The organism is Caulobacter sp. 17J65-9 (assembly GCF_010975005.1).
Taxonomy (GTDB): Bacteria; Pseudomonadota; Alphaproteobacteria; order Caulobacterales; family Caulobacteraceae; genus 17J80-11.
In genome coordinates this window covers 107,297-128,910 of sequence record NZ_JAAIVC010000001.1, presented here as the reverse complement: position 1 = coordinate 128,910, position 21,614 = coordinate 107,297, and the positions used below count along the sequence as shown (strand labels likewise).

26 protein-coding genes are annotated in these 21,614 nt (G+C 67.2%); 11 read left to right on the top strand and 15 right to left on the bottom strand.

The annotated features are described in order from the left end of the window. Positions 1–255: 255 nt before the first annotated feature. The 3 genes from G3573_RS22110 to G3573_RS00635 are packed head-to-tail and all read left to right on the top strand — an operon-like array spanning position 256 to position 2,340. Complete coding sequence (locus tag G3573_RS22110) at positions 256–501, top strand: DUF190 domain-containing protein (protein WP_240454441.1); 246 nt, start codon at positions 256–258, stop codon at positions 499–501. 38 nt (positions 502–539) lie between these two features. Further along, positions 540–1,442 carry a cation diffusion facilitator family transporter gene (locus G3573_RS00640; RefSeq protein WP_346427316.1) on the top strand — a complete coding sequence of 301 codons (903 nt, stop codon included), beginning with the start codon at positions 540–542 and terminating at the stop codon, positions 1,440–1,442. Next, a complete protein-coding gene (locus tag G3573_RS00635; protein WP_163258905.1) occupies positions 1,429–2,340 on the top strand; it encodes a cation diffusion facilitator family transporter in 912 nt (303 codons plus the stop codon). Before G3573_RS00640 ends, G3573_RS00635 begins: the two co-directional genes overlap by 14 nt. Positions 2,341–2,513: 173 nt before the next feature. Here G3573_RS00635 and G3573_RS22105 read toward each other — a convergent pair whose 3' ends face one another. The 14 genes from G3573_RS22105 to G3573_RS00565 all read right to left on the bottom strand — a co-directional run bounded on the left by G3573_RS22105 (position 2,514) and on the right by G3573_RS00565 (position 14,268). Beyond that, positions 2,514–3,011 (bottom strand): arsinothricin resistance N-acetyltransferase ArsN1 family A, encoded by a 498-nt coding sequence (locus tag G3573_RS22105; RefSeq protein ID WP_163258904.1) that lies wholly within the window; start codon positions 3,009–3,011, stop codon positions 2,514–2,516. Next, positions 3,008–3,742, bottom strand: a complete 735-nt coding sequence (arsH, locus tag G3573_RS22100) for an arsenical resistance protein ArsH (protein ID WP_163258903.1) — start codon at positions 3,740–3,742, stop codon at positions 3,008–3,010. The genes G3573_RS22105 and arsH overlap by 4 nt, the downstream gene beginning before the upstream one ends. Before the next feature lie 5 nt (positions 3,743–3,747). Continuing rightward, the gene (arsC, locus tag G3573_RS00620) at positions 3,748–4,164 is read right to left on the bottom strand and encodes an arsenate reductase (glutaredoxin) (RefSeq protein ID WP_163258902.1); all 417 of its coding nucleotides are present in this window, start codon (positions 4,162–4,164) and stop codon (positions 3,748–3,750) included. Between the two features lie 3 nt (positions 4,165–4,167). After that, positions 4,168–4,869: an MIP/aquaporin family protein gene (locus G3573_RS00615; protein WP_163258901.1), complete on the bottom strand. Its 702-nt coding sequence runs from the start codon at positions 4,867–4,869 to the stop codon at positions 4,168–4,170. A 2-nt stretch (positions 4,870–4,871) separates the two neighbouring features. Beyond that, the gene (locus tag G3573_RS00610; RefSeq protein ID WP_163258900.1) at positions 4,872–5,390 is read right to left on the bottom strand and encodes an arsenate reductase ArsC; all 519 of its coding nucleotides are present in this window, start codon (positions 5,388–5,390) and stop codon (positions 4,872–4,874) included. Between the two features lie 15 nt (positions 5,391–5,405). After that, positions 5,406–5,762 (bottom strand): metalloregulator ArsR/SmtB family transcription factor, encoded by a 357-nt coding sequence (locus tag G3573_RS00605; RefSeq protein ID WP_163258899.1) that lies wholly within the window; start codon positions 5,760–5,762, stop codon positions 5,406–5,408. Positions 5,763–5,814: 52 nt separating this feature from the next. Next, positions 5,815–6,327 (bottom strand): ArsI/CadI family heavy metal resistance metalloenzyme, encoded by a 513-nt coding sequence (locus tag G3573_RS00600; RefSeq protein WP_163258898.1) that lies wholly within the window; start codon positions 6,325–6,327, stop codon positions 5,815–5,817. A 54-nt stretch (positions 6,328–6,381) separates the two neighbouring features. Then, positions 6,382–6,666 (bottom strand): metalloregulator ArsR/SmtB family transcription factor, encoded by a 285-nt coding sequence (locus G3573_RS00595; RefSeq protein WP_163258897.1) that lies wholly within the window; start codon positions 6,664–6,666, stop codon positions 6,382–6,384. A gap of 173 nt (positions 6,667–6,839) precedes the next feature. Next, entirely contained in the window at positions 6,840–7,268 is a 429-nt protein-coding gene (locus tag G3573_RS00590; protein ID WP_205597975.1) for a copper-binding protein, read from the bottom strand. An 11-nt stretch (positions 7,269–7,279) separates the two neighbouring features. Beyond that, the gene (locus G3573_RS00585) at positions 7,280–10,417 is read right to left on the bottom strand and encodes an efflux RND transporter permease subunit (protein WP_163258896.1); all 3,138 of its coding nucleotides are present in this window, start codon (positions 10,415–10,417) and stop codon (positions 7,280–7,282) included. Beyond that, positions 10,414–11,934 carry an efflux RND transporter periplasmic adaptor subunit gene (locus tag G3573_RS00580; RefSeq protein WP_163258895.1) on the bottom strand — a complete coding sequence of 507 codons (1,521 nt, stop codon included), beginning with the start codon at positions 11,932–11,934 and terminating at the stop codon, positions 10,414–10,416. Before G3573_RS00580 ends, G3573_RS00585 begins: the two co-directional genes overlap by 4 nt. Continuing rightward, complete coding sequence (locus G3573_RS00575) at positions 11,934–13,169, bottom strand: TolC family protein (protein ID WP_163258894.1); 1,236 nt, start codon at positions 13,167–13,169, stop codon at positions 11,934–11,936. Before G3573_RS00575 ends, G3573_RS00580 begins: the two co-directional genes overlap by 1 nt. A 551-nt stretch (positions 13,170–13,720) precedes the next feature. Then, positions 13,721–13,939, bottom strand: a complete 219-nt coding sequence (locus tag G3573_RS00570; protein WP_163258893.1) for a GDCCVxC domain-containing (seleno)protein — start codon at positions 13,937–13,939, stop codon at positions 13,721–13,723. Further along, on the bottom strand, positions 13,936–14,268 hold the full coding sequence (locus tag G3573_RS00565; protein WP_346427315.1) for an MFS transporter permease: 333 nt from the start codon (positions 14,266–14,268) through the stop codon (positions 13,936–13,938). The genes G3573_RS00570 and G3573_RS00565 overlap by 4 nt, the downstream gene beginning before the upstream one ends. A 124-nt stretch (positions 14,269–14,392) precedes the next feature. Between G3573_RS00565 and G3573_RS00560 the strand changes: the two genes are divergently transcribed. From G3573_RS00560 to copD, 3 genes are all read left to right on the top strand, one after another. Beyond that, positions 14,393–14,800, top strand: a complete 408-nt coding sequence (locus tag G3573_RS00560; RefSeq protein WP_163258891.1) for a helix-turn-helix domain-containing protein — start codon at positions 14,393–14,395, stop codon at positions 14,798–14,800. Positions 14,801–14,911: 111 nt separating this feature from the next. Next, positions 14,912–15,286 (top strand): copper homeostasis periplasmic binding protein CopC, encoded by a 375-nt coding sequence (gene copC, locus G3573_RS00555; RefSeq protein WP_163258890.1) that lies wholly within the window; start codon positions 14,912–14,914, stop codon positions 15,284–15,286. A gap of 4 nt (positions 15,287–15,290) precedes the next feature. Next, positions 15,291–16,163 carry a copper homeostasis membrane protein CopD gene (copD, locus tag G3573_RS00550; protein WP_163258889.1) on the top strand — a complete coding sequence of 291 codons (873 nt, stop codon included), beginning with the start codon at positions 15,291–15,293 and terminating at the stop codon, positions 16,161–16,163. A gap of 192 nt (positions 16,164–16,355) precedes the next feature. Here copD and G3573_RS00545 read toward each other — a convergent pair whose 3' ends face one another. Continuing rightward, positions 16,356–16,880 (bottom strand): DUF411 domain-containing protein, encoded by a 525-nt coding sequence (locus tag G3573_RS00545; protein WP_240454431.1) that lies wholly within the window; start codon positions 16,878–16,880, stop codon positions 16,356–16,358. A 220-nt stretch (positions 16,881–17,100) separates the two neighbouring features. On the opposite strand from G3573_RS00545, the gene G3573_RS00540 reads away from it, so the two are divergent. The 5 genes from G3573_RS00540 to G3573_RS00520 all read left to right on the top strand — a co-directional run bounded on the left by G3573_RS00540 (position 17,101) and on the right by G3573_RS00520 (position 21,496). After that, on the top strand, positions 17,101–17,388 hold the full coding sequence (locus G3573_RS00540; RefSeq protein ID WP_163258888.1) for a hypothetical protein: 288 nt from the start codon (positions 17,101–17,103) through the stop codon (positions 17,386–17,388). Then, positions 17,385–17,828 (top strand): periplasmic heavy metal sensor, encoded by a 444-nt coding sequence (locus tag G3573_RS00535; protein WP_163258887.1) that lies wholly within the window; start codon positions 17,385–17,387, stop codon positions 17,826–17,828. Before G3573_RS00540 ends, G3573_RS00535 begins: the two co-directional genes overlap by 4 nt. Continuing rightward, on the top strand, positions 17,825–18,394 hold the full coding sequence (locus G3573_RS00530) for an RNA polymerase sigma factor (RefSeq protein WP_346427314.1): 570 nt from the start codon (positions 17,825–17,827) through the stop codon (positions 18,392–18,394). The genes G3573_RS00535 and G3573_RS00530 overlap by 4 nt, the downstream gene beginning before the upstream one ends. Before the next feature lie 232 nt (positions 18,395–18,626). Further along, positions 18,627–20,405, top strand: coding sequence for a copper resistance system multicopper oxidase (locus G3573_RS00525; protein ID WP_163258886.1), 1,779 nt, complete (start codon positions 18,627–18,629; stop codon positions 20,403–20,405). Next, on the top strand, positions 20,402–21,496 hold the full coding sequence (locus G3573_RS00520; RefSeq protein WP_163258885.1) for a copper resistance protein B: 1,095 nt from the start codon (positions 20,402–20,404) through the stop codon (positions 21,494–21,496). The genes G3573_RS00525 and G3573_RS00520 overlap by 4 nt, the downstream gene beginning before the upstream one ends. Positions 21,497–21,614 lie beyond the last annotated feature (118 nt).

Here is a 21,614-nt window from a genome sequence, read left to right as displayed (position 1 = left end):
CCGGGCGGAGGGGCTTGGTGAGCATCGGCCGCCCTTTGGGCGGCCCGTCAGGCCTCGGGAGCGCTCGGCCACGCGCTCCCGAGGCCATGGTCAGACGCATCCCGGCATAGGACGGTAAGGGAGTCCGCATGAAAGCGCCTCAGTCCGCCATGTTGCTGAGGGTCTACACCGACGAGGAAGCGCAGTTCGGGGACCGAACCGTCGTCGACACGACTATCGAGCGTGCTCGTGCGGCGAGGCCGCATCGGTTTCGGCATGTCCGCACAGCTACGCGCCCATCACGCCTTCGACCTTTCCGACAACCTCCCCGTCGTGGCCGAGTTGGTCGACGACGAGGACAAGCTTCGTGGTGCGACGATCTCGCCGGCATCGGCCTGGTCACGGTCGAGAGAGTGGAGGTGGTGCGCTATGGGCGCTCGCAGCCGGCTCTGTGATTGCGAGATCTACGGCGATCCGAACGGCGTCGGCCCCCCGAAGCGGATGATCGGGGTCCACGGATGACGGGAGAGGGACACTCGCACGCCCACCGTCTGGAGGGCGTGAGTGACGCTCGGCTCGTCGCCGCCGTCGCGGTCAACGTCTTACTGACCGCCGCGCAGATCGTTGGCGGCCTCGTCTCAGGATCGCTCTCGCTCATCGCTGACGCCCTGCACAACCTCAGCGACGCCGGCGCGCTCGCCTTGGCGCTGTTCGCCCGCAAGGTGGGGCGCAGGCCCGCCGACAAGCTGATGACCTTCGGCTACGCACGCGCCGAGGTCGTCGCCGCCCTGATCAACCTGACCACCCTCGTGCTGATCGGCCTCTACCTGATCTACGAAGCGATCGACCGGTTCCTGAACCCCAGACCGATCGAAGGCTGGATCGTCGTCGCGGTCGCCGGCGTGGCCCTTGTGGTCGACCTCGTTACGGCCGCGCTGGTCCAGGGCGGTGCGAAGCGCAGCCTCAACATCAAGGCGGCGTTCCTGCACAACGTCTCGGACGCCTTGGCTTCGGTCGGCGTGATCGTCGCCGGCACGTTGATCCTGCTCTACGACCTGTACGTCTCGGACCTGGTCGTGACCCTGATCATCGCCGCCTACGTGCTGTACCAGGGCGTCTCGCTCCTGCCCCGCACGATCCGCATCCTGCTGGGCGCGACGCCCGACGACGTGGAGTTCGACGAGATCGTCGCCGTACTACGGGGGGTCGAGGGCGTGCGGGACATCCATCACGTGCACGTCTGGAGCCTGGACGAGCACACCCGAGCCCTAGAGGCCCACCTTGTCCCGGCCGAGGGCTCGATCGAGGCGTTCGAAGGCCTGAAGGGCCGTGTCCGCACCGCTCTGGAACGCTTTTCGATCCGCCACGCTACGCTTGAACCCTGCCTTCAGGACACCCGAGGCGACGAGAGCCGCCTGGTCCCGCCGCACCCGCAAGAGGAGGCTCCCCATGCCCGCCGGTGAGCACAGCGACGGCCATGGCCACGACCACACGGCCGGCGCCAACGCGAAGATGCTGTCGTGGGCGCTCGCCCTGACCACGGCCTACCTCGTTGCGGAGCTGGTTGGCGCCTGGGTCTTCCGGAGCCTGGCCCTCTTGTCCGACGCGGCGCACATGTTCACCGACGTGGTCGCCCTCGCCATCGCCCTCGCGGCCATCAAGGTGGGCCAGCGCCCGGCCGACGATCGTCGGACCTTCGGCTACCGCCGCTTCGAAATCCTCGCCGCGGCGTTCAACGCCGTGCTCCTGTTCGTCGTCGCGGCCTACATCCTCTACGAAGGCGTCCTCCGCATCATGGAGCCGCAGCCCGTCGGCTCGACCGGGATGCTGGTCGTCGCCGGCGTCGGCCTCGCCGTGAACCTGATCTCCATGAGGCTGCTGTCGGCGGGGAAGGAGCGCAGCCTCAACGTCAAGGGCGCCTACCTGGAGGTCTGGGCCGACATGCTGGGGTCGCTCGGCGTGATCGGCGGCGCGGCTGTGATCATGTTCACGGACTGGACGTGGGTCGACCCGATCGTCGCGATCGCAATCGGGCTGTGGGTGCTGCCGCGCACCTGGACCCTGCTGAAGAACACCACCCACATTCTGCTCGAAGGCGTCCCGGCCGGCCTTTCCCTGGCGGCGGTACGCAGCACGATCGCGGGCGTCGCGGGCGTCGCCGACGTGCACGATCTCCACCTCTGGGCGGTGTCGAGCGACGAGGCGAACTGTTCGGTGCACGTGGCCTTGGCGCCGGCGGCTGATCATGAGGCCGTACGAAAGGCGGTGGCGACCGTCCTGGCGGCCGAGTTCGCCATCCGCCACGCAACGATCCAGACGGAGCGCGAAGCCTGCGCCGATGCGGAGGGTCTGCATCCGTGATTCCACGCGTCGGGGTTAAGTTCGGAGACTTGTTCCGGACGGGCTTAAATTGGACCTGTTGGTTGCGTTTATAGCTCTTTGGGAAGCTAGGCTGAGCTTGACGATAGCGTAGGGAGGCGACGGGCAGCGACCGAGCGTCCCTCGGCCGCCGACAAGCTCACAACCCAGCTCGGCTACAGAGTTCGCGGGATCAGGCGCTCGACCAGCACCACGTCGCGCCAGACGCCGTCCAGCTTGGCGTGGTTCTGCAGCACGCCCACCTCCCGGAAGCCGAACCGCTGAAGCAGCGCCCGGCTCGCCGCGTTCTCGACGAACACCCGGGAAGTCAGCTTCCAGAAGCCAGCCTGCTCCAACGCCGGCATGAGCGCCTGCATGACGACTGAGCCGGCGCCCTTCCGCCGCCAAGCGCGATCCACGTAGACCGATCCTTCGGCGATGCCGGCGTAGCAGGCCCGCGCGGAGTACGGGTACGTCGCGCCGAACGCCACGATCGCGCCCGCGGCGTCGACGACGACCACAATCGGGTGCCGACCGTCGAGCCACGCCGCCACGGCCTCAGGGCTCCGCGGTTCGGTCTCGAACGTGCCGACCCGATCCTCGATGCCCTGATTGTAGATGGCGGCGATGGCGGGGGCGTCGTCCGGAACGGCCGCCCGAGACGTGAGGGTCACCGGGCTTTCCGCTCGTGCGCCATAGCGGCCTCGGCCAGCGCGGCTTCCGGCGTGGGGCGACCTTCGGCCTTCCGCTCGCTGTAGCGGTCGACCAGGTAGTCGCTCCGATCCCGGGTCAGGAGCGTGAACTTGAACAGCTCCTCCATCACGTCGACGACACGGTCGTAGTAGGCCGACGGCTTCATCCGGCCGTCTGGCTCGAACTCCTGATAGGCCTTGGCGACCGAAGACTGGTTCGGGATGGTGATCATCCGCATCCAGCGGCCCAGCAGGCGCATGGTGTTCACGGCGTTGAACGACTGCGAGCCGCCGGACACCTGCATCACGGCCAGGGTGCGCCCCTGGGTCGGGCGGACGCTGCCGATTTCGAGCGGTATCCAGTCGATCTGGGCCTTCATGATGCCGGTGATGGCCCCGTGTCGTTCGGGGCTGGTCCAGACCTGCCCTTCGCTCCAGAGCGACAGCTCGCGCAGCTCCTGCACCTTGGGATGGTCCGGGCTGGCGGCGTCGGGCAGCGGCAGGCCGGTCGGATCGAACACGCGCGTCTCGGCGCCCATGCGGTCCAGCAGGCGCTGGGCCTCGAAGGTCAGAAACCGGCTGTAGGACCGCTCGCGCAGGGACCCGTACAGCAGGAGGATGCGCGGCGGATGGGTCGAGACCTTGGGCGGTTCGAGCTTGGCCAGGGTCGGGGTGTCGGCGAACTCGGGCTTGAGGGCGGGGAACTCGTTCATGGCGCTCACCGGCCGGTCAGGTCGACGACCTCGCCGTCTTCCTTCACGAAGCGGTCGGGGCGGCGCTCCAGCACGTCGAACACGCGCTCGGAGGGGCGGGCCAGGACGACACCCTTCGGCGTCACCACGAAGGGGCGGTTCACCAGCACCGGGTGAGCGACCATCGCGTCGAGCAGCTGATCATCGGTCGCCGCGGGATCGAGAAGGCCGAGGTCCGCCGCGGGCGTGCCCTTCTCGCGCATGGCCTCGCGGGCCGACAGGCCGGCCTCGCCGAACAGCTCGACCAGCTGCTCCCGATCCCAGCCGTCCTGCAGGTACTCGATGACGGTCGGCTCATATCCGGCCGCCCGGATCATGGCCACGGCGTTGCGGGACGTACCGCAGGCCGGGTTGTGGAAGATGATCACCGGAAAGGGGCTCATGGTTCACTCTGCAGGTTGGGTTTGTTGAGCGGTGGCCGAGGCGGGCTCGCGGCCGAGCAGCCAGCCGAACACGCCGACGGCGGCCAGGGCGCCGACCAGCTGGGCGGCGATGAAGCCGGCGACGGAGCCCGGGGCGATGCCGGCGAAGCTGTCGCTGAGGGCGCGCGCCACGGTGACGGCCGGATTGGCGAAGCTGGTCGAGGCGGTGAACCAGTAGGCCGAGGTGATGTAGAGGCCGACCAGGGCGGGCACGGCCGACGGTCGGAAGCGCAGGCCGCCGAAAATGGTGGCGAGCAGGCCGAAGGTGGCCACCGCTTCGGCGAAGTCGAGCGCCAGGCCGTCGCGGGCCTTGGTCGAGACCTGCAGCACCGGCTCGGCGAACATCAGGTGCGCCGCCCAGACCCCGACGATCGCGCCGACGAGTTGGGCAGCGACGTAGGCCAGGGCGATCTTCCAGCCCAGTTCGCGGCGGACCAGGAAGGCCAGCGTCACGGCCGGATTGAACTGCGCCCCGGAGACCGGGCCGAACACGGTGATCAGCACGACCAGGGCCGCGCCGGTGGCGAGCGTGTTGCCGAGCAGGGCTAGGGCGACGTTCCCGCCGGACAGTTGCTCGGCCATGATGCCGGAGCCGATCACGACACAGAGCAGGGTGGCCGTACCGAGCGCCTCGGCCGCGAGCCTGCGTGACAGACTGAACTCCATCGTCAGGCGTCCGTCGTCGTGCGGCCGATTGCGTCGAGCTTCTTCTGGAGCGTCAGACGGTCCAGCGAGGCGAACGGCAGGTTCACGAAGGCGGTGATGCGAGCCGTCAGCTGCCGATACGCCTCGGCGAAGGCGGCGGCCTTCTCGGCGTCCGTACCCTCCACGGCGGCCGGGTCCGGGATGCCCCAGTGGGCCGTGATCGGCATCCCCGGCCAGATCGGGCAGACCTCGCCGGCGGCGTTGTCACAGACGGTGAAGATGAAATCGAGCTTCGGCGCGCCCGGCTGGGCGAACTCGTCCCAGCTTTTCGAGCGGAAGCCCGAGGTGTCGAAGTTCAGCTTTTCCAGCAACGCGATCGCGTGCGGGTTCACCCGCCCGGCCGGCATGGAGCCTGCCGAGTAGGCCTTCAGCTTGCCCTCGCCGAGGCGGTTCAGGATGGCCTCCGCCAGGATCGAGCGGGCGGAGTTGCCCGTGCAGAGGATGAGGACGTTGAACGGCGCCTGGCCTTCGGTCTGGGTCATGTCGGGTCCTGTCGACTAGCAGCTGCCGGCGTCCGCCCCGCAGGCGGATCGGGCGGCGATTTCGGTGACCACGCCGCAGATTTCCGGCTTACCGGCGCAGCAATCCTCGACCAGGAAGGCGAGAAGCTGGCCCATGCGCGCGTAGTCCGCGGTGTAGATGATCGACCGCCCCTCGCGCCGGGACTGCACCAGTCCGGCCCCGCTCAGGATGTTCAGGTTGGCGGAGAGGGTGTTCGGCAGCGAACCGGTCGCACGGGCGATTTCGCCTGCGGCCATGCCTTCCACGCCGGCTTTGACGAGCAGGCGAAACACCTCCAGACGCCCGGCGTGGCCGAGCGCGGACAGGGCGGTGACAGCGGTCTTGTGTTCCATGGTTCCGGATTACTCGAATAATGGATGCGCCGCCATCCCTGTTGTCGCCCGCTCAGGCCGTCGGGCCGCAGCAGGCCTCGGCCTTTGGAGCCGCGGTCGGGCCGCAGCACGCTTCGGCCTTCGGCATCTCGGCCGCCGACGCCGCTGGCGCCGGACGGGCGCGGGCGTCCAGTGCCTCGGCCCGGTCGTCGCCGTACACGGCGATCTGGCCCATGGAGCGGAAGGTCTCCCACACCAGGCCGTCGGGGTCGGTCGCCCAGTGCTTGTCGCTCTCGGCGTAGCAGCACTTGGCGCAGGTCTCGTCGTGCGTGCTGATGTTGGCGGCCCCGAGCGCGGCGTGCAGGTTCTCCAGTTCGCCGTCCTCCTCGGCCTGGATGCCGAGATGGTTCAGCCCCGGATGCCGGTCGCCCTTCTCCGAGATGGCGAAGTTCACGCGCGGGTCGTCCAGCATCCACTTGGCGTAGTCGGGCTTGTTGACCGTCGGCGCAGCCTGGAACAGGGCGCTGTAGAAGCCGATCGACTTCTGCAGGTTGGTGACGCTGACGTGGACGTGCAGGCGCTTCATGTCATCTTTCCTATAAAACCGGTTTTCTCGTGATTTCAGGGCAAAAAAGGGGGATCACGAACACCCCCCGACGCCTTCACAGCAGCGCTCGATAAGGAACGTTCCGAGCGACTGGACGGCACGATAGTCCACCCGCGAGCGCACCTCGCGGCCGACCTTCTCCTGGACCACCAGCCCGGCTCGGACGAGCGCGTTCAGGTGATGTGCCTGGGTCGAGAGCGCCAGTCCCGAATGCTTCTGAAGCTCGCCGACGGTCAGCCCGTCACCCCCGGCTCGGACGAGCAGTCTCAGCAGCTGGACCCTGGCGGGCGCGCCGAGTGCGGCGAACCGGTCGGCCATCTGAACTTCGAGTGCTGCTTCGTCACGGACCACGAGTCTTAAATAACCGGTTTTACGGTTTTGTCACTACCCTTGTCCTGACATTGAGCGTGGAACGAGAACAGGTCGGGCGAGTGTCCGGGTTGCGCGTTATGGCCCGCAGGTTTCAAGCCTGCGGGCCCGCTCACGCTCGGCTACTTCCGCGCGATGGCCGTGACCTCGTTGCCCTCGAGCTTCAGGTCGAAGCGGACCCGATCGCCGACCTTTACGGTGTCGAGCAGGGCAGGCGGGTTCGCCTTAAAGGCCATGGTCATGGCGGGCCACTTCGCCTCAGGGATCGGGCCGTGCTTGATCGTGATCGTTCCGGCGGTCTTGTCGATCGCCGTTACTTCGCCTTCGCCCTTGGCGATCGCCTGCGCCGCTGGGGCTGCGCCTTCCGACATGGGCATCTGCCCGTCCTTCATCATCGGCGCCTCGCCCTCCTTCATCATGGGCGTGCCGGGCTCCATCATCCCGCCGGTGGCCTCGGGCGCCGCCGGCTGGGCGGCTTCCTTCTTCTCGCCGCAGGCCGTGAGCGCGGCGGCGAGGCCGAGCGCGGCGAGGGTGAAATAGGCGCGTCTCATGGATGACTCCTTCAGATCGACGTCGAACGAGAATGCACCGCTCGCCGGCGCAGCAGTAGATAGCCTGCCGGGATGACGAGCATGGAAAGCAGGGGCGCCGTCAGCATGCCCCCGATCATCGGGGCGGCGATGCGGCTCATGACCTCCGAGCCGGCTCCATGCCCGATCATCACTGGGAACAGGCCGGCCAGAATGACGGCGACAGTCATGGCCTTGGGCCGGACTCGCAGGAGGGCGCCTTCGCGGACGGCGTTCTCGACCTGGTCGGGCGAAGGCGCCGGCCCGCGCGCCTCCAGGGCGTGCTTCAGGTAGATCAGCATCACGACGCCGAACTCGGCCGAGACACCGGCGAGCGCGATGAAGCCCACGCCGGTCGCTACCGACTGATCGTAGCCCAGCAGGTAGAGAGCCCAGATCCCGCCGGTGAGGGCGAAGGGCAGGGTGGCCATGATCAGAGCCGCCTCGTCGAACCGCCGGAAGACGACGTAAAGCAGCACGAAGATGATCAGCAGCGTCGCCGGGACGACCAGCTTCAGTCGCTCCATGGCGCGTTCGAGGTACTCGAACTGGCCGGCGTAGGCGATCGACACGCCGGGCGAGAGCTTCACGTCCCGGGCCACCGCTTTCTGCAGGTCCGCGACGACCGAAGCGAGGTCGCGTCCACGGACGTCGACGTAGACCCAGGTCGAGGGCCGGGCGTTTTCCGTCTTCAGCATCGGTGGGCCGTCGGCGATCCGGATCACCGCGACAGTGCCTAGCGTGATCTGCTGGCCCGCGGGCGTGAGGATGGGCAGTGCCCGCAAACCTTCCAGGCTGTCCCGGACTTCCCGCGGGTAGCGCACGTTGATCGGGTATCGCGCTACGCCCTCCACGGTCTGGCCGATCGTCTCGCCGCCGACAGCGCCCGCCACGATCTCCTGCACATCGGCGATGTTGAGGCCGAAGCGGGCCGCTGCGGCGCGGTCGATATCGACATCGACGTAGCGCCCGCCAGTCAGACGCTCTGCAAGGGCGGAGCTCACGCCCGGCACCTTCTTCGCGACCTGCTCCACCTGGCCGGCGATGCGATCCAGTTCGGCGAGATCCGAGCCAGACACTTTCACCCCGATGGGACTCTTGATGCCGGTCGCGAGCATGTCGATGCGGTTTCGGATCGGCGGAACCCATACGTTGGCGAGCCCCGGCACCTTCACTGTGCGATCGAGCTCCTCAATCAGCTTCTCGGGCGTCATGCCTGGGCGCCACTGGTCGCGTGGCTTGAACTGGATGGTGGTCTCGAACATCTCCAGAGGAGCCGGATCGGTGGCGGTTTCGGCTCGGCCCGCCTTGCCGAAGACGCTCTTCACCTCCGGCACAGTCTTGATCAGCCGATCGCTCTGCTGAAGCAGCTCGGCCGCCTCTGCGGCCGACAGGCCGGGGAGGGCCGAGGGCATATAGAGCAAGTCGCCCTCGTCGATCGCCGGAATGAATTCACCCCCTAGCCGGCTGAGCGGCCAAGCGGTCGTTGCGAACAGCAGGGCCGCGATCACCAGGGTCGTCTTGGGCCTGCGCATCACCCAGTCCAACGCCGGCCGGTATACGGCTGTCAGCCAGCGGTTCAGCAGATTGCTGCTCTCCGGGGGGATCCGGCCGCGGATCAAGTACCCCATCAGCACCGGGACCAGGGTCACCGAAAGGATGGCGGCGCCGGCCATGGCGTAGGTCTTGGTGAAGGCCAGCGGCGAGAACAGCCGGCCCTCCTGCGCCTGCAGGGTGAAGACCGGGATGAACGACAAGGTGATGATGACCAGGCTGACGAACAGCGCCGGCCCGACCTCGACAGCGGCGTCGGTTATCACCTTCCAGCGGGCCTCGCCCTCCAGCTTCTCGCCGGGGTGATCCCTTTCCCAGTGCTCCACGTGCTTGTGGGCGTTCTCGATCATCACTACGGCCGCGTCGACCATGGCGCCGATCGCGATGGCTATGCCGCCGAGCGACATGATGTTGGCGTTCACGCCCTGGAAGCGCATGACGATCAGGGCGAACAGCACGCCGAGCGGCAAGGTGGCGATCGCCACCAGCGCCGAGCGCGCATGCCAGAGGAACAGGGCGCACACGATCGCGACGACGATGAACTCTTCGACCAGCTTCTCGCGAAGGTTGGCGATAGCCCGGTCGATCAGCTGCGAGCGGTCGTAGGTCGTGACGATCTCGACGCCGGGAGGCAGGCTCCGTTTCAACTCGGCGAGCTTCTCGCGGACCGCGGCGATCGTTTCCTTGGCGTTCTTGCCGGAGCGAAGGACGATCACCCCGCCAGCGACTTCACCCTCGCCGTTCAGCTCGGCGACCCCACGACGCATCTCCGGCCCGAGCTGGACGCTGGCGACGTCACCGAGGCGGACGGGCACGCCGCCGGCAGCCGTTCGGAGCGGGATTGCGCGGAAGTCGTCGAGGGTCTGCAGGTACCCGCTGGCGCGGACCATGTACTCGGCCTCGGCCATTTCCAGGACCGAGCCGCCGGCCTCCTGGTTGGCGCGCCGGATCGCTTCGACGGCGTCCTGGAAGGTCACGCTGTAGGCGGCGAGCTTCACCGGGTCGAGCACGACCTGATACTGCTTGACCATGCCGCCGATGCTGGCGACCTCGGCGACGCCGGGCACGCTCTTCAGTTCGTAACGCAGGAACCAGTCCTGCAGGCTTCGCAGCTGCGACAGGTCATGCCGGCCAGAACGGTCGACCAGGGCGTACTCGTAGACCCAGCCCACGCCCGTGGCATCCGGGCCCAATGAGGTTTTGGCTGACGGCGGAAGCGAGGACTGGACCTGGCTCAGGTACTCCAAGACGCGCGACCGGGCCCAATAGAGGTCCGTCCCGTCCTCGAACAGGACGTAGACGAAGCTGTCGCCGAAAAAGGAGTAGCCGCGGACCGTCTTGGCGCCCGGGACCGACAGCATGGTCGTCGCCAATGGGTAGGTGACCTGGTTTTCGACAATCTGCGGCGCCTGGCCGGGATAGGTGGTGCGCACGACGACCTGGACGTCGGAGAGATCGGGCAGAGCGTCGACCGGGGTCGAGCGCACCGCCCAGATGCCGGCGGCCAGCAGGGCGAGCGCGCCCAGCAGCACGAAGAAGCGGTTGGCCGCCGACCAACGAATAATCGCTGCGATCACGGGCGGGCTCCCAGCGGGGAGATGCGGCGCACAGTCGGGCCCGCGGCGGGCTGGTCGAAGGCGAAGCGCACGCGGTCGCCCGGCTTCAAGCCTCGGACCAAAGCCGGATCTTCCAAGCGGAAGCTCATGGTCATGGCTGGCCAGCCGAGGGTCGGCACGGCTTCGTGCGACAGCGTCACAGATTTGCTGGTGACCTGCTCGATGCGTCCGACGGTCTCGTGGAGCGCCGACGCGGGAGCGGCATGGCCGCTGTGGTTGGCGGCATCGCTAGCTCTCGAAGGTCCGGAAGCCGGGGCCGCGTCCACCGGCCGTGCTTCCATGCCCGCCAGGCTGGCTTCGGAGTCGATCAGGAACTGGCCGGAGGCCACCACCTTCTCGCCCTCGGACAGACCAGCCAGGATTTCGGTCTGCCCGTTCGTGCTGTCGCCGATACGGACCTCAGCCGGCTTGTAGCGGCCACCCTCGAGGGCGAGCATGACCAGAACGCGTCGGCCGGTACGGATGACAGCTTCGGAGGGGACGAGCAGAGCTGTCTTCGCGCCGCCGCCTAGGTCGACCGTCGCGAACATGCCCGGCCTCAGTCGGCCGCCACGGTTCGGCAGCTCCACCCGGGCCGTGAGTGTGCGGCTCTCGCCGGCCACCTGCGGGAGGATCTGGGTAACGCGCCCGGTGAAGGTCTCGCCGGGATAGGCGGCGAGCGTAGCCTGCGCGGGGCCGCCGACGCGGATGCGGCCCGCCATGGCTTCCGGCACGGCGGCGTCTAGCCAGACGGTCGAAAGCCCGTTGATCTCGGCCAGGGTCTGGCCAGCCGGCACGGTCATGCCCGCGCGCACACCCAGGTCCTTGATGGTCCCGCCGGTCGGCGTGCTCACCGTCACGACTGTCCGGGGCCGTCCGCTCCGTTCGATCTCGGCAATAAGGCTCGGGGGCATGCCGAGCAGGTGCAACCGCTGGCGCGCGGCCTGGACAAGGGCGGCATCTCCCGTGCGCCGCACGGCTAGGAACTCGGCCTGGGCGCCTCCCCATTCCGGGACGAGAAGATCGGCCAACGGAGCGCCGGCGGCGACCACGTCGCCGGGCGCGCGGCCGTACACGCGCTGGACGATACCCCCGGTCTTCGCCTGCACGATGGCGACGTCGCGTTGATTGAAATCGATGACGCCGGTCGCCTGCAGCTCGTTGGAGAGTAGGCCACGGCGCGCTTCGACTACGCGCATGCCGACGTTCTGCGTGCGCGCGGGATCAATGCGCACCCCACCCCCGGCGTCCGCCTCATCGGCGTATTTCGGCACGAGCGGCATGTCCATGTAGGGAGACTTGCCCGGCTTATCGAAGCGCTGGCCCGGGACCATGGGGTCGTACCAGTAAAGAACCTCGCGACCGGCGGCCGGCGTCTCCGCAGTCGGAGAGGGGCGATCTTGCAGGCGAGCGAGGCCGTAACCGAGCCCACCGGAAGCCAGGACGAGGGCGGCTGCCGCAACTGAGAGGGTGCGCGGCGTGAGAGGAATGCGGGTCATCAGTCGTGGGTCCCGTAGGCGAGAACGAGCCGGGCGGCGTCGCGGGCGGTCTCGCTTTCGCGGTCAAGGAGTTCGAGGCGGGCCTCGGCGAGGTCGGTGAAAGCGTCGATCACGTCGGACAGGCTGGCGGTACCGGCCCCGTAGCTGGCCGTCTCCAGGTCAGCACGTCGTTTGGCGAGGGGAACGAGCGTGGTTCGGGCCCTCTCCAGCCGATCATGGTGCATGGCGTGCTCTGCCAGGTCGGCCTCAAGGGCGGCGACCAGCTCGCGCCGGTTTGCTTCCTGTTCGATACGGAGGCGGTTTGCGTCCTTCAGACGGGCCTCGATGACCGGATCCTGTCGATCGCGGGTGAACAGCGGCAGGCTGACGGTGACGCCAGCCGACACCATGTCGCCGAACATCGGGTCACGACGTTGGTAGGCGACTTCCCAGCCCCAGTCGGGGCGCTTCTCAGCCTTGGCGAGACTCACCTCGGCATCGGCCTGACGGCCCTCGGCGGCAACTGCGAGCAACTGAGGGTGTCTGTCCAGCGAAGCGCGAAGCTCGACGGGATCGATCTCAAACGTCGGCGGCTCGCCGACCGCGTCGGCCGCCGGATCGCCGGTCCAGCGCGCCAGTGCTGCACGTGCCTTTCCGACTTCGGCATCGAGTTCGCTGCGACGGTCGGCGAGGGCGGCCATCAACTGTTCGGGCTCGACCGCCTGGGCTGGCCGTGACGCGCCCGCAGCGACGCTGGACGGCGCCGTTGCAAACAGCGGCTCAAGGGCCTGCTCGACTTCACCGAGCGCCGCGAGGCGCCTCTTCGCGTAATGGAGATCAATCCAGGCGAGGGCCGAAGCCAACAGGACCTCACGCGTTTCGACGCGGCGCCCTGCCTCGGCGACGCTGATCTCGGCCTCTGCGCGTTCAGCGCGTGCCCGGCGCTTCGAGGTGTTCGGGACATCCTGCATGACCCCGATCCGGGCCATGGTCATCTCGTCATCCCCGAAGCGGCCAGCTGCCGGCCCGGAGATCGGGAAGTTCTCGACACCGACGGCTAGGCGTGGGTCGGGCAGGGCCGCCGCTGCACGCGCGGCCGAAGTGGCGGCCTCGACGCGAAGGCTTTGCGCCTGGAGACCAGGTTCGCTCGTTTGGGCGCGTTGGAGCGCCTGGTCAAAGGTGAGCGGCTCGGCCGAGGCCGACGCCGCGGCTGCACCGCTGAACAGCAGCGGCAGCAGCCATCGATTGGGAGACATGCTCCGACTCCGAAATGACGGCGCGCATCCGCGCGCCAACGCCGCCGAGCGAAACACGGCGGAGGTCAGACAGAGATCAGAGCGAAATTGGTGGTCGTAGCGCCTGGTCCGGCGGGTGGGACGCCAGGGAGCGTTCGAGAGCCCTCTGGCGGGGAGCGGCCGTCACGGTCACCGTAAACGCGACAGGCTGCTGGTGCGGAATTGCCGCGACAGAGGCTTGGCAAACCATTCCCGGCTTGCACGCCTTTCCGTTGTCGGGCTGAGCCGGCACCTGGTCGTGGTGATCGCAAGGCTGGCTCGTTTCTGAAACTGCCGCCTGGGTCATGCAATCCGCCGTGCACGGCTCGCATGGCGCAGCCGCCGAGGCGACGGGCGCCCCGGTGAGCAGCAGCGCGAATGCCGCCATTACTGCAATGAACCGCACGAGCGCCAAGCTGGGCCTTCTGGTTTCAGATCGAACCGATCATGGCCCACCATAGCACAACCGCACAACTACGGGGTTTCCCTAGTCCGCCTGGTCGGCGCGGAAATTCCCGGAGTCGGTGACAAGCTCAGCCGCAACAAGCCTTCGCGTCTGCCTGGATCGGCGGACAGGGGACGTCGCCATAGGAGCAGTACACGCAGCAGTCGCCAGGCTTCGGCTTCAGCAGGGCGCCGCAGCCCGGACAGTCGTAGAAATACTGGCAGGCGTCCGTCGGCATGGTTTCGGTCGCCTGATAACCGCACGCGGGGCAGGTCAGGGTCGACTGGAGTTTCACTTCGGCGGTCATCCACGGGCTCCGTTCAGAACCGATATCAGAAACGGCTCGATCATCGGCTCCCAGACGAGCGCGAGAAGCGTCAGGACTGATGCGGCGACAAGAAGGTTGATCGATAGTCGCGACGGCGCCGGGCAGGACCGGTCCGCACGACACGCTCGCCGACGCCGCCAGACCATCCACCACCCGGCCGCCAGCACCGGCAAGGCCAGAAGGGTCAACCAGGTCCTCTGCCCGGCGATCAATGCAGTTCCCGCAATGCTGATGCCGGCCAGGGAGAGCGCGATCGGCAGGACGCAGCAGGCCGCCCACGCAAGAACCGCCAGGGTCGCCGTGGCCACGGCCGACCACCCCGCTATAAGCTCGCGCGCGGGCGCCGCGCGTTTGGCCTCACAGTCCATCACTCGATTCCCGATCGTCCGGGCGCTATCCTGCAACCCGTAGCGACTACGGGATCAAGGGCGAATGAGCAGGCGTGACGGATTGACCATCGGCCGGCTCGCGGCGGGGTCGGGCGTGAACCTTGAGACCATTCGGTACTACGAGCGCATTGGGCTAATGCCCGAGCCGGACCGAACGCCCGGCGGACATCGAAGCTACGCGAACGAGCATCGACGCCGCCTCACCTTCATCCGAAGGGCGCGCGAGCTGGGATTCGGCCTCGACGACATACGTACCCTGATCGTTCTCTCTGAGCCTGGGCGACAGTCCTGTGCCGAGGTGAAGAAGATTGCGGAAGGGCACCTCGACATCGTGCGCTCCAAAATCGCCGACCTCGTGAAGCTCGAAGCGGCCCTTCAGGACGCGTCCCAGCGTTGCGGCGACGGCGCTGTTCCGGATTGCCCGGTCATTCAGGTGCTCGGCGGTGCGTGATCCCGATGCTTGCCGCTGAGGGATTGGCCTAATCAGCGCGTATTTCGCGTAGGGGGGCTCTCCGAGCACACGCCAAGTCAGCCCCGTTCGACATAGTGCTAAGGGAATCAGATGCCTAACCGTGCTCTCGCGCCGCGTCTCATTGGTGCCGCCGCAGCCCTCCTGCTCTCGGCGACCGCCGCCGCCGCCCACCCGGAACTCGAAGCCTCGAACCCGGCGGCGAACGGCCACGTGTCCGTCTCCGTGAAGGAAGTCCGCCTCGATTTCAGTGAAGCCGTGTCCCCGGCGTTCTCGGGCGTGGTGATCAAGGACGCCAAGGGCGCCGCCGTAGCCACGGGCAAGGCGAGCGTCGACCCGAAGGACAAAACCGTGCTCGTCGTTCCGCTCAAAGCCAAACTCGCGCCTGGCAACTACAAGGTCGAATGGCACGCGGTCTCCAGCGACACGCACCGGATCACCGGCAGCTTCGCTTTCATGGCGATGTAATCAGATGGAAGCCGGGGCGGCGCTCGTCGGGGCGCGAATGCTGCACTACACAGGCGCGCTGCTCGTCTTCGGCGCCGCCCTCTTTCCATCCTACGCTTTCGGCCCGTCGGCCTCTCCTTCAGGCTTTCACAAAAGCCTGCAGCAGCTCTGCGTCGCCGCTGCTCTGCTGGCGGTCGTCGGAGCGGCGCTCACGCTTCTGGCGACGGCCGGAAACATGGCCGGCGATATCGGCGCGGCGCTGCAGCCCGACGTTCTTCTCGCCGTATCGACTGAGACGGAATTCGGCCGAGTCTGGCTCGGACGGCTTGCGTTGGGCGTCCTGCTTGTCGGCCTCGCGGCCTCCGGTCCGCAACGAGCGTGGTTGTCGATCGTCTCCGCGGTCTTCCTGGCGAGCATTGCGCTGACCGGCCACGCCCGGGTCGAAACCGGGACCGCCGGGCTCGTCCATATGGCGGTCGACGGCCTGCATCTTCTCGCGGCCGGAGCCTGGCTCGGCGCCCTTGTGCCGCTCGGATGGATGACGGTGCGTCGTCCTGACGACGAAGGCACGGCCGTCGCAATGCGCCGCTTTGCGGGCGTAGGCACGCTGGCGGTAGGCACGCTCGTCGTCACAGGCGTCGCGAACGCCGCATTCCTCGTCGATCAGCCTGGCGCCCTGCTCGCGACGAATTACGGGCGGCTGCTCGCCCTCAAGGTCTTCATCTTCCTGCTGATGCTGGGCCTGGCCGGACTGAACCGGTTCGTCGTCGTTCCGCAGCTCGGCCGAGAAGCCGCGGCCGTGCGCCGGCTGAGGGCGCATGTCGCGCTTGAGCAGCTGTTCGGGTTCGCCGTGATCGTGATCGTCGCTCTGCTTGGGACGATGGACCCGGGCGCCTGATCAGGTTCAGCTTTCAGTGGACCTGAAGAGCTAGGCGGTAGACCTCCCAGAAAATCACCTTCAGAACGCACCCTGTTCGGCGGGAGCGTCCAATAGGCCCAACGCCGGCGGGCTTCTTCGCTTACAAGAAGCCCTGAGCGCGAACGGTACCGGCAAGCCAGGCCGTCGCACCGCGCTGAGGGACTACCGGCTTCACCCGTGCTGCGCGAAGACGCCTATCTGCCCGCCGCCGAACAGCAGGGTCTGGAAGCGCTCCCGCTCGCCGGTCGGCGATTCCATACCAGGCGATCCGATCGGCATTCCCGGAACAGCGAGCCCGGTGGCGTTCGGCTTCTCCTGCAGGAGCCGAAGCACGTCTTCAGGCGGAACGTGCCCCTCGACTGCGTAGCGCCCGATCTGGGCCGTGTGACAGGACGCGAGCTCTTCGGGAACGCCGAGCTTCTTGCGGACCGACGCCAGGTCGCTCGTCTCAATAACCGTCGCTTTGAAGCCGGCCTGCTTCATGTGGTCGAGCCACGCCGTGCAGCACCCGCAATTGGGGTCTTTGTAGAGCGTCATGGTCCGCACGGGCTCCGCGCTCTTGGCGCACCCGGCGATAAGCGCGGCGCCAGCGCCAATCAGGGCGGCGCGACGGTGAAGTTTGAAGGTGCTCATCAACGAACTCTCAAAATGCAAGGTGACCTTTGCCGTGAACCAGGGCGCCGCCCAGGTCTCCATTCAGGGCGCTAGCGGCGATCGTCAGTCCAGGGCCGGCGAGCCCGCGGGCAGGAGGGCCAACGCGAAGAGGAAGACGCAAAGCTTGAGCGAAATGCGAGCCATCGTCTTCTCCAGTGCGCCTAATCCCTATACGCACCTGCGGAAATTTCCCCTCACGCGAGGGAAACGGGTGGGAGCGGCGTACTGTGGTTAGGTACGATCGCTTTCGAGAGCATCGCGGATGATGAACGATCTGGATTCTGGGCTGGCGCGCTTGGCCGCCAAGCCGCTCGTCGCGGATCTGCGTAACGTGGAGCGCGACGTCTGGGCGCGCGTCGAGCGTCGGCAGGTCACGTCCGTGAGCGCCCAAGCCGGAAATATCGTGCGGATGGCGTCGATCGCGCTGGCGCTGGCGATCGGTGTCGCGAGCGGGACCGCCTTCGCTTCCGCGGGCCGGCCGGACGAGATGGCCGTGTTCTCGCTGGACTCGCACCTGTCGCCGACGAACCTCCTGGGCGTTCGCCAATGACCATCGCGTGGCGCTCTCTTGCGCTGACCGCGGTTCTGGCTGCGCTTGCGGGAGGCGCCGGCGCCTGGATCGGGGGCCATTACTTCGTCCGAATGAACATGGCGCCGCCATCGCTGCACGGCATGGCGCACGAAGAACTAAACCTCACCGCCGAACAGGACCGCCGCCTCGACGCCGAGGAGGCGCGGTTCGCAGAACGCCGGCGCGTTCTGGAAGCCGAGGTCCGGAAGGCGAATGCCGAGCTCGCTGCCGCCATCAAGGGGTCGGCGGGCTACGGGCCATCGGTGCAAACCGCCGTCGAGCGCTCGCATGCCGCCATGGGCGAGCTGGAGAAGGAGACGATCGTCCACGTCTTCGCCATGCGCTCGATCCTTACGCCGGAGCAGGCCAAGGCGTTCGACACCCGCGTCGCCGAGGCGCTCACCGAAGAGCACCAGTGAGCGAAACTCCGGATGGTGAGCTGGCGTCACGCGCAGCGGACGGAGACCAGCGGGCGTTCAGCGCCATCATGCGGCGATACAAGGAGCCGCTCTATCGCCTTATCGCTCGCCATGTCGGCGACCGTGACGACGCCTACGACGTCCTGCAGCAGACCTTCGTCTCGGCGTGGGGAGCGATAGGCAGGTTTGATCCCAAGCGGCCGCTCGACAGCTGGCTCAGGACGATCGCGCTGAACAAGTGCCGAGACTTCGGCAGGCGCCGCACCGTCAAGCGTTTGCTTTTCCAGCCCGCATCGGAACGCGAGGCAGACGTCGCAAGCGTACCGGCCCAGTCGACATGGGCTGGCGAGAGCTCCGGGGAGGACGAACGGTTCGGAAGCCTGGAGCTGGCGATTGCGAAGCTCCCGGCGGCCTTGAAGGAACCGCTCATCCTGACCGCACTGGAGGGGCTCTCGCAAACCGAAGCCGCTGATCTGCTGGGCGTCAGCGTCAAGGCGGTCGAGACGCGTGTGTATCGTGCGCGCCGCAAGCTGGCCGAGCTGATGACCTCGCCCGGGGACACCTGAATTCGCGCCCTTCAGAGGCGCAAACCTTACCATCGATCGACTTCGGAACTGCCTTCCGCTGCTTCGGTTTTGCAGACCAGGCTGCGATGTAGCGCGGCCGTCAGATTGCGTGCGGAACAATGCAGTTCCCGGTCGTTCTGGTCCACGTCAGTGCAGCGCTCAAACGCGCCGCTCCGCTGCCGCTCAGGCCCGCTCAACTGCGTGCCGTCGCGAGGTTCAGGGGGTGACGGGCATGAACACGGCAGTGGGCCGACGGCAGCTCCTCGGCGGCGCGATGGCCCTTGGCGGGGGACTCGCATGCAACGCCTTGCTTCCGGCGTGGGCCAGGAGCGCTTCGTCAGGCGTCGGACCGACTCTTCCGACCCTCTCAGGTCCCGACATTTCCCTCACGATCGCCCGGACGCCATTCACGGTCGGCGGGCGAACCGGGCAGGCGGTGACGATGAACGGCGTGCTGCCTGCGCCCTTGCTGCGGCTGAAGGAGGGACAGAACGTCCGCCTGGCGGTGACCAACCGCCTGGAGGAGGACACCTCGATCCATTGGCATGGGTTGTTGGTGCCGTTTCAATTCGATGGGGTCCCAGGCGTGAGCTTCCCCGGCATCGGGCCTGGCGAGACCTTCGTCTACGAGTTCCCCGTCAAGCAGTATGGCACCTACTGGTACCACAGCCATTCGGGGTACCAGGAACAGCTCGGCCATTATGGGCCCATCATTATCGACCAGGCGGAGCCGGACCCGGTCGCTTATGACCGGGAGCACGTGATCGTCCTTTCCGATTGGACCTTCATGGACCCCGCCGCGATCATTCCGAAGCTCAAGACGGAATCCGGCTACTTCAACTTCCAGAAGCAGACTCTGGCCGGGCTGATGGCCGGGAAAGACCAGCCGATGCGCGAACGCCTCGAGTGGGGGCAGATGCGCATGGATCCGACCGACATTTCGGACGTGACGGGCTCGACCTACTCCTACCTGGTCAACGGCCACGGGCCGCAGGAGAACTGGACGGGGCTCTTTGCCCCGGGGGAGCGGGTGAGGCTGCGCTTCATAAACGCCTCGGCCATGACGATCTTCAACGTCCGGATTCCCGATCTATCCATGACGGTCGTGCAGGCGGACGGGCAGAACGTGCGTCCGGTCGACGTCGACGAGTTTCAGATCTCGGTCGCCGAGACCTACGACGTCATCATCCAGCCGCCAGCCGATCGCGCTTTCACGCTGGTCGCCGAGGCCATCGATCGCTCTGGCATGGGACGCGCCACGCTCGCGCCTCGCGAGGGGATGACCGCGCCCGTGCCCCCTCTGCGCAAGCGCCCGCTGGTGACGATGAAGGACATGGGCATGGGCGCCATGGACCATGGCGCCATGCCCGGAATGGACCACTCGTCCATGCCGGGAATGGACCATTCGGCCATGGTGGGCGCCGCGCAGGCCGGCGGTCACGACATGGCCGGGATGAGCATGCGCGATCCGAAAAACGCCCCCCAGGTGAAGATGGGGCCCGGCGTGCAGATGATCTCGCCCATGCCGGTAGACCGAACGGGCGACCCGGGCATCGGTCTGGAGGACGTGGGTCATAAGGTGCTGGTCTACCGGGACCTGGTGGCGCTCGAGCCCAACCCCGATCCGCGGCCGCCCTCACGCTCAGTGGAGATCCACCTCACCGGCAACATGGAACGCTTCATGTGGTCGTTCGACGGGGTGAAGTTCAGCGAGGTGAAGGAGCCAATTGCGTTTCGCACAAACGAGCGGGTCCGGGTCACGCTGGTGAACGACTCGATGATGTCTCACCCGATCCACCTGCACGGCCACTTCTTCGAGATCGTGAACGGGCATGAGGGTCACTACCCTCGGAAGCACACGGTCAACGTTCTTCCGGGCGGCAAGGTGTCGTTCGACCTGACCGCCGACGAGCCCGGCGACTGGGCGTTTCACTGCCACCTGCTCTACCACATGCTCGCCGGCATGTTTCAGGTGGTCTCGATCCGGCCCCTGGAAGGAGAGGCGGCATGAAGTCAGTCGCTGTCAGCCTTGTCCTTCTGGGCGCCGCGACGCCGGCGCTGGCGCAAATCGACGAGCCACAGTCGCCACCTGATCCCCACGCCGGCCACCAGATGCCGGGGATGGAGCAACAAGCTCCTGTTCCTCAAGCGACCGATCCCCACGCGGGGCACACCATGCCCGGCATGTCTCCCCAATCGCCCCAGCCGCCGGCCGCACCACTCCAACCGGCCGATCCGCATGCCGGGCACCCGATGCCCGGAATGGAGCCAGCGCCGGCGCCTCAAGAGGTTGATCCCCATGCCGGTCATGTGATGCCTGACGCGACGACGTCGCAGCCGCCGGCCGAGCAAACGCCAGGGATGGTGCAGTCTGCGCCGCCGCCGCCTGCACCCACCGACCATGCCGCCGACAGATATTTTGATCGGACGCGCATGGAGGCCGCTCGCCATCACCTCAAATCCGAGCATGGCGGTATCAGGACCGGGTCGGTCGTGGTCAATCTCGCCGAATACCAGTTCCGCGACGACGACGACGCCTACCGTTGGGACGCGGAGGGTTGGTTCGGCGGCGACGTGAACCGGTTCGTTCTCAAGACGGAAGGCGAGGGGACGGTCGACGCCGACCTGGAAGACGCCGAGGTCCAGGCGCTGTACGCCCGCGCAATCGGCCCGTACTTCAATCTCGAGGCGGGCCTACGCTACGATTTCGAGCCGGAATCCCGGACCTACGCGGTCCTGGGGGTCGAGGGCGTGGCGCCCTACTGGTTCGACTTGGAAGCCGCGGCGTTTCTGTCCGACGAAGGCGACCTGCTGGGGCGCGTGAAGGCCAGCCAGGACTTCCGGCTGACCCAGCGACTGCTCTTTCAGCCGCGGCTCGAGATGAATCTCGCCGCGCAGGACGTCCCCGAATCCGAAATCGGCGCCGGTCTCTCCAACATCGAATTCGGCATTCGCCTGCGTTACGAGATCAAGCGAGAGTTCGCGCCCTATGTCGGCGTCTCCTGGGAAAGCGCGATCGGGGACACGGCCGATTTCGCGCGGGCTGGTGGCGAGGACGTAAGCTCGACGAGCATCGTCGTCGGACTCAGGACCTGGTTCTGAGCCTTACGATGCCGGGGCTGACGGCCCTCCAGACGAGGCGGGTCTGACCGGCGGCGGGTTGGCCGTCGGGATGGGCCTGGCCGTTCGAAGATTCCTGACGCAGTGAGCGAAATGCTCG

Coding starts and splice junctions, on each gene's coding strand:
- G3573_RS22110 (WP_240454441.1), top strand. CDS start 256: ATGTCCGCACAGCTACGCGCCCATCACGCCTTCGACCTTTCCGACAAC.
- G3573_RS00635 (WP_163258905.1), top strand. CDS start 1,429: ATGCCCGCCGGTGAGCACAGCGACGGCCATGGCCACGACCACACGGCC.
- arsH (WP_163258903.1), bottom strand. CDS start 3,742: ATGAACGAGTTCCCCGCCCTCAAGCCCGAGTTCGCCGACACCCCGACC.
- arsC (WP_163258902.1), bottom strand. CDS start 4,164: ATGAGCCCCTTTCCGGTGATCATCTTCCACAACCCGGCCTGCGGTACG.
- G3573_RS00615 (WP_163258901.1), bottom strand. CDS start 4,869: ATGGAGTTCAGTCTGTCACGCAGGCTCGCGGCCGAGGCGCTCGGTACG.
- G3573_RS00610 (WP_163258900.1), bottom strand. CDS start 5,390: ATGACCCAGACCGAAGGCCAGGCGCCGTTCAACGTCCTCATCCTCTGC.
- G3573_RS00605 (WP_163258899.1), bottom strand. CDS start 5,762: ATGGAACACAAGACCGCTGTCACCGCCCTGTCCGCGCTCGGCCACGCC.
- G3573_RS00600 (WP_163258898.1), bottom strand. CDS start 6,327: ATGAAGCGCCTGCACGTCCACGTCAGCGTCACCAACCTGCAGAAGTCG.
- G3573_RS00595 (WP_163258897.1), bottom strand. CDS start 6,666: ATGGCCGACCGGTTCGCCGCACTCGGCGCGCCCGCCAGGGTCCAGCTG.
- G3573_RS00590 (WP_205597975.1), bottom strand. CDS start 7,268: ATGAGACGCGCCTATTTCACCCTCGCCGCGCTCGGCCTCGCCGCCGCG.
- G3573_RS00580 (WP_163258895.1), bottom strand. CDS start 11,934: ATGACCCGCATTCCTCTCACGCCGCGCACCCTCTCAGTTGCGGCAGCC.
- G3573_RS00575 (WP_163258894.1), bottom strand. CDS start 13,169: ATGTCTCCCAATCGATGGCTGCTGCCGCTGCTGTTCAGCGGTGCAGCC.
- G3573_RS00570 (WP_163258893.1), bottom strand. CDS start 13,939: ATGACCGCCGAAGTGAAACTCCAGTCGACCCTGACCTGCCCCGCGTGC.
- G3573_RS00560 (WP_163258891.1), top strand. CDS start 14,393: ATGAGCAGGCGTGACGGATTGACCATCGGCCGGCTCGCGGCGGGGTCG.
- copC (WP_163258890.1), top strand. CDS start 14,912: ATGCCTAACCGTGCTCTCGCGCCGCGTCTCATTGGTGCCGCCGCAGCC.
- copD (WP_163258889.1), top strand. CDS start 15,291: ATGGAAGCCGGGGCGGCGCTCGTCGGGGCGCGAATGCTGCACTACACA.
- G3573_RS00545 (WP_240454431.1), bottom strand. CDS start 16,880: ATGGAGACCTGGGCGGCGCCCTGGTTCACGGCAAAGGTCACCTTGCAT.
- G3573_RS00540 (WP_163258888.1), top strand. CDS start 17,101: ATGATGAACGATCTGGATTCTGGGCTGGCGCGCTTGGCCGCCAAGCCG.
- G3573_RS00535 (WP_163258887.1), top strand. CDS start 17,385: ATGACCATCGCGTGGCGCTCTCTTGCGCTGACCGCGGTTCTGGCTGCG.
- G3573_RS00525 (WP_163258886.1), top strand. CDS start 18,627: ATGAACACGGCAGTGGGCCGACGGCAGCTCCTCGGCGGCGCGATGGCC.
- G3573_RS00520 (WP_163258885.1), top strand. CDS start 20,402: ATGAAGTCAGTCGCTGTCAGCCTTGTCCTTCTGGGCGCCGCGACGCCG.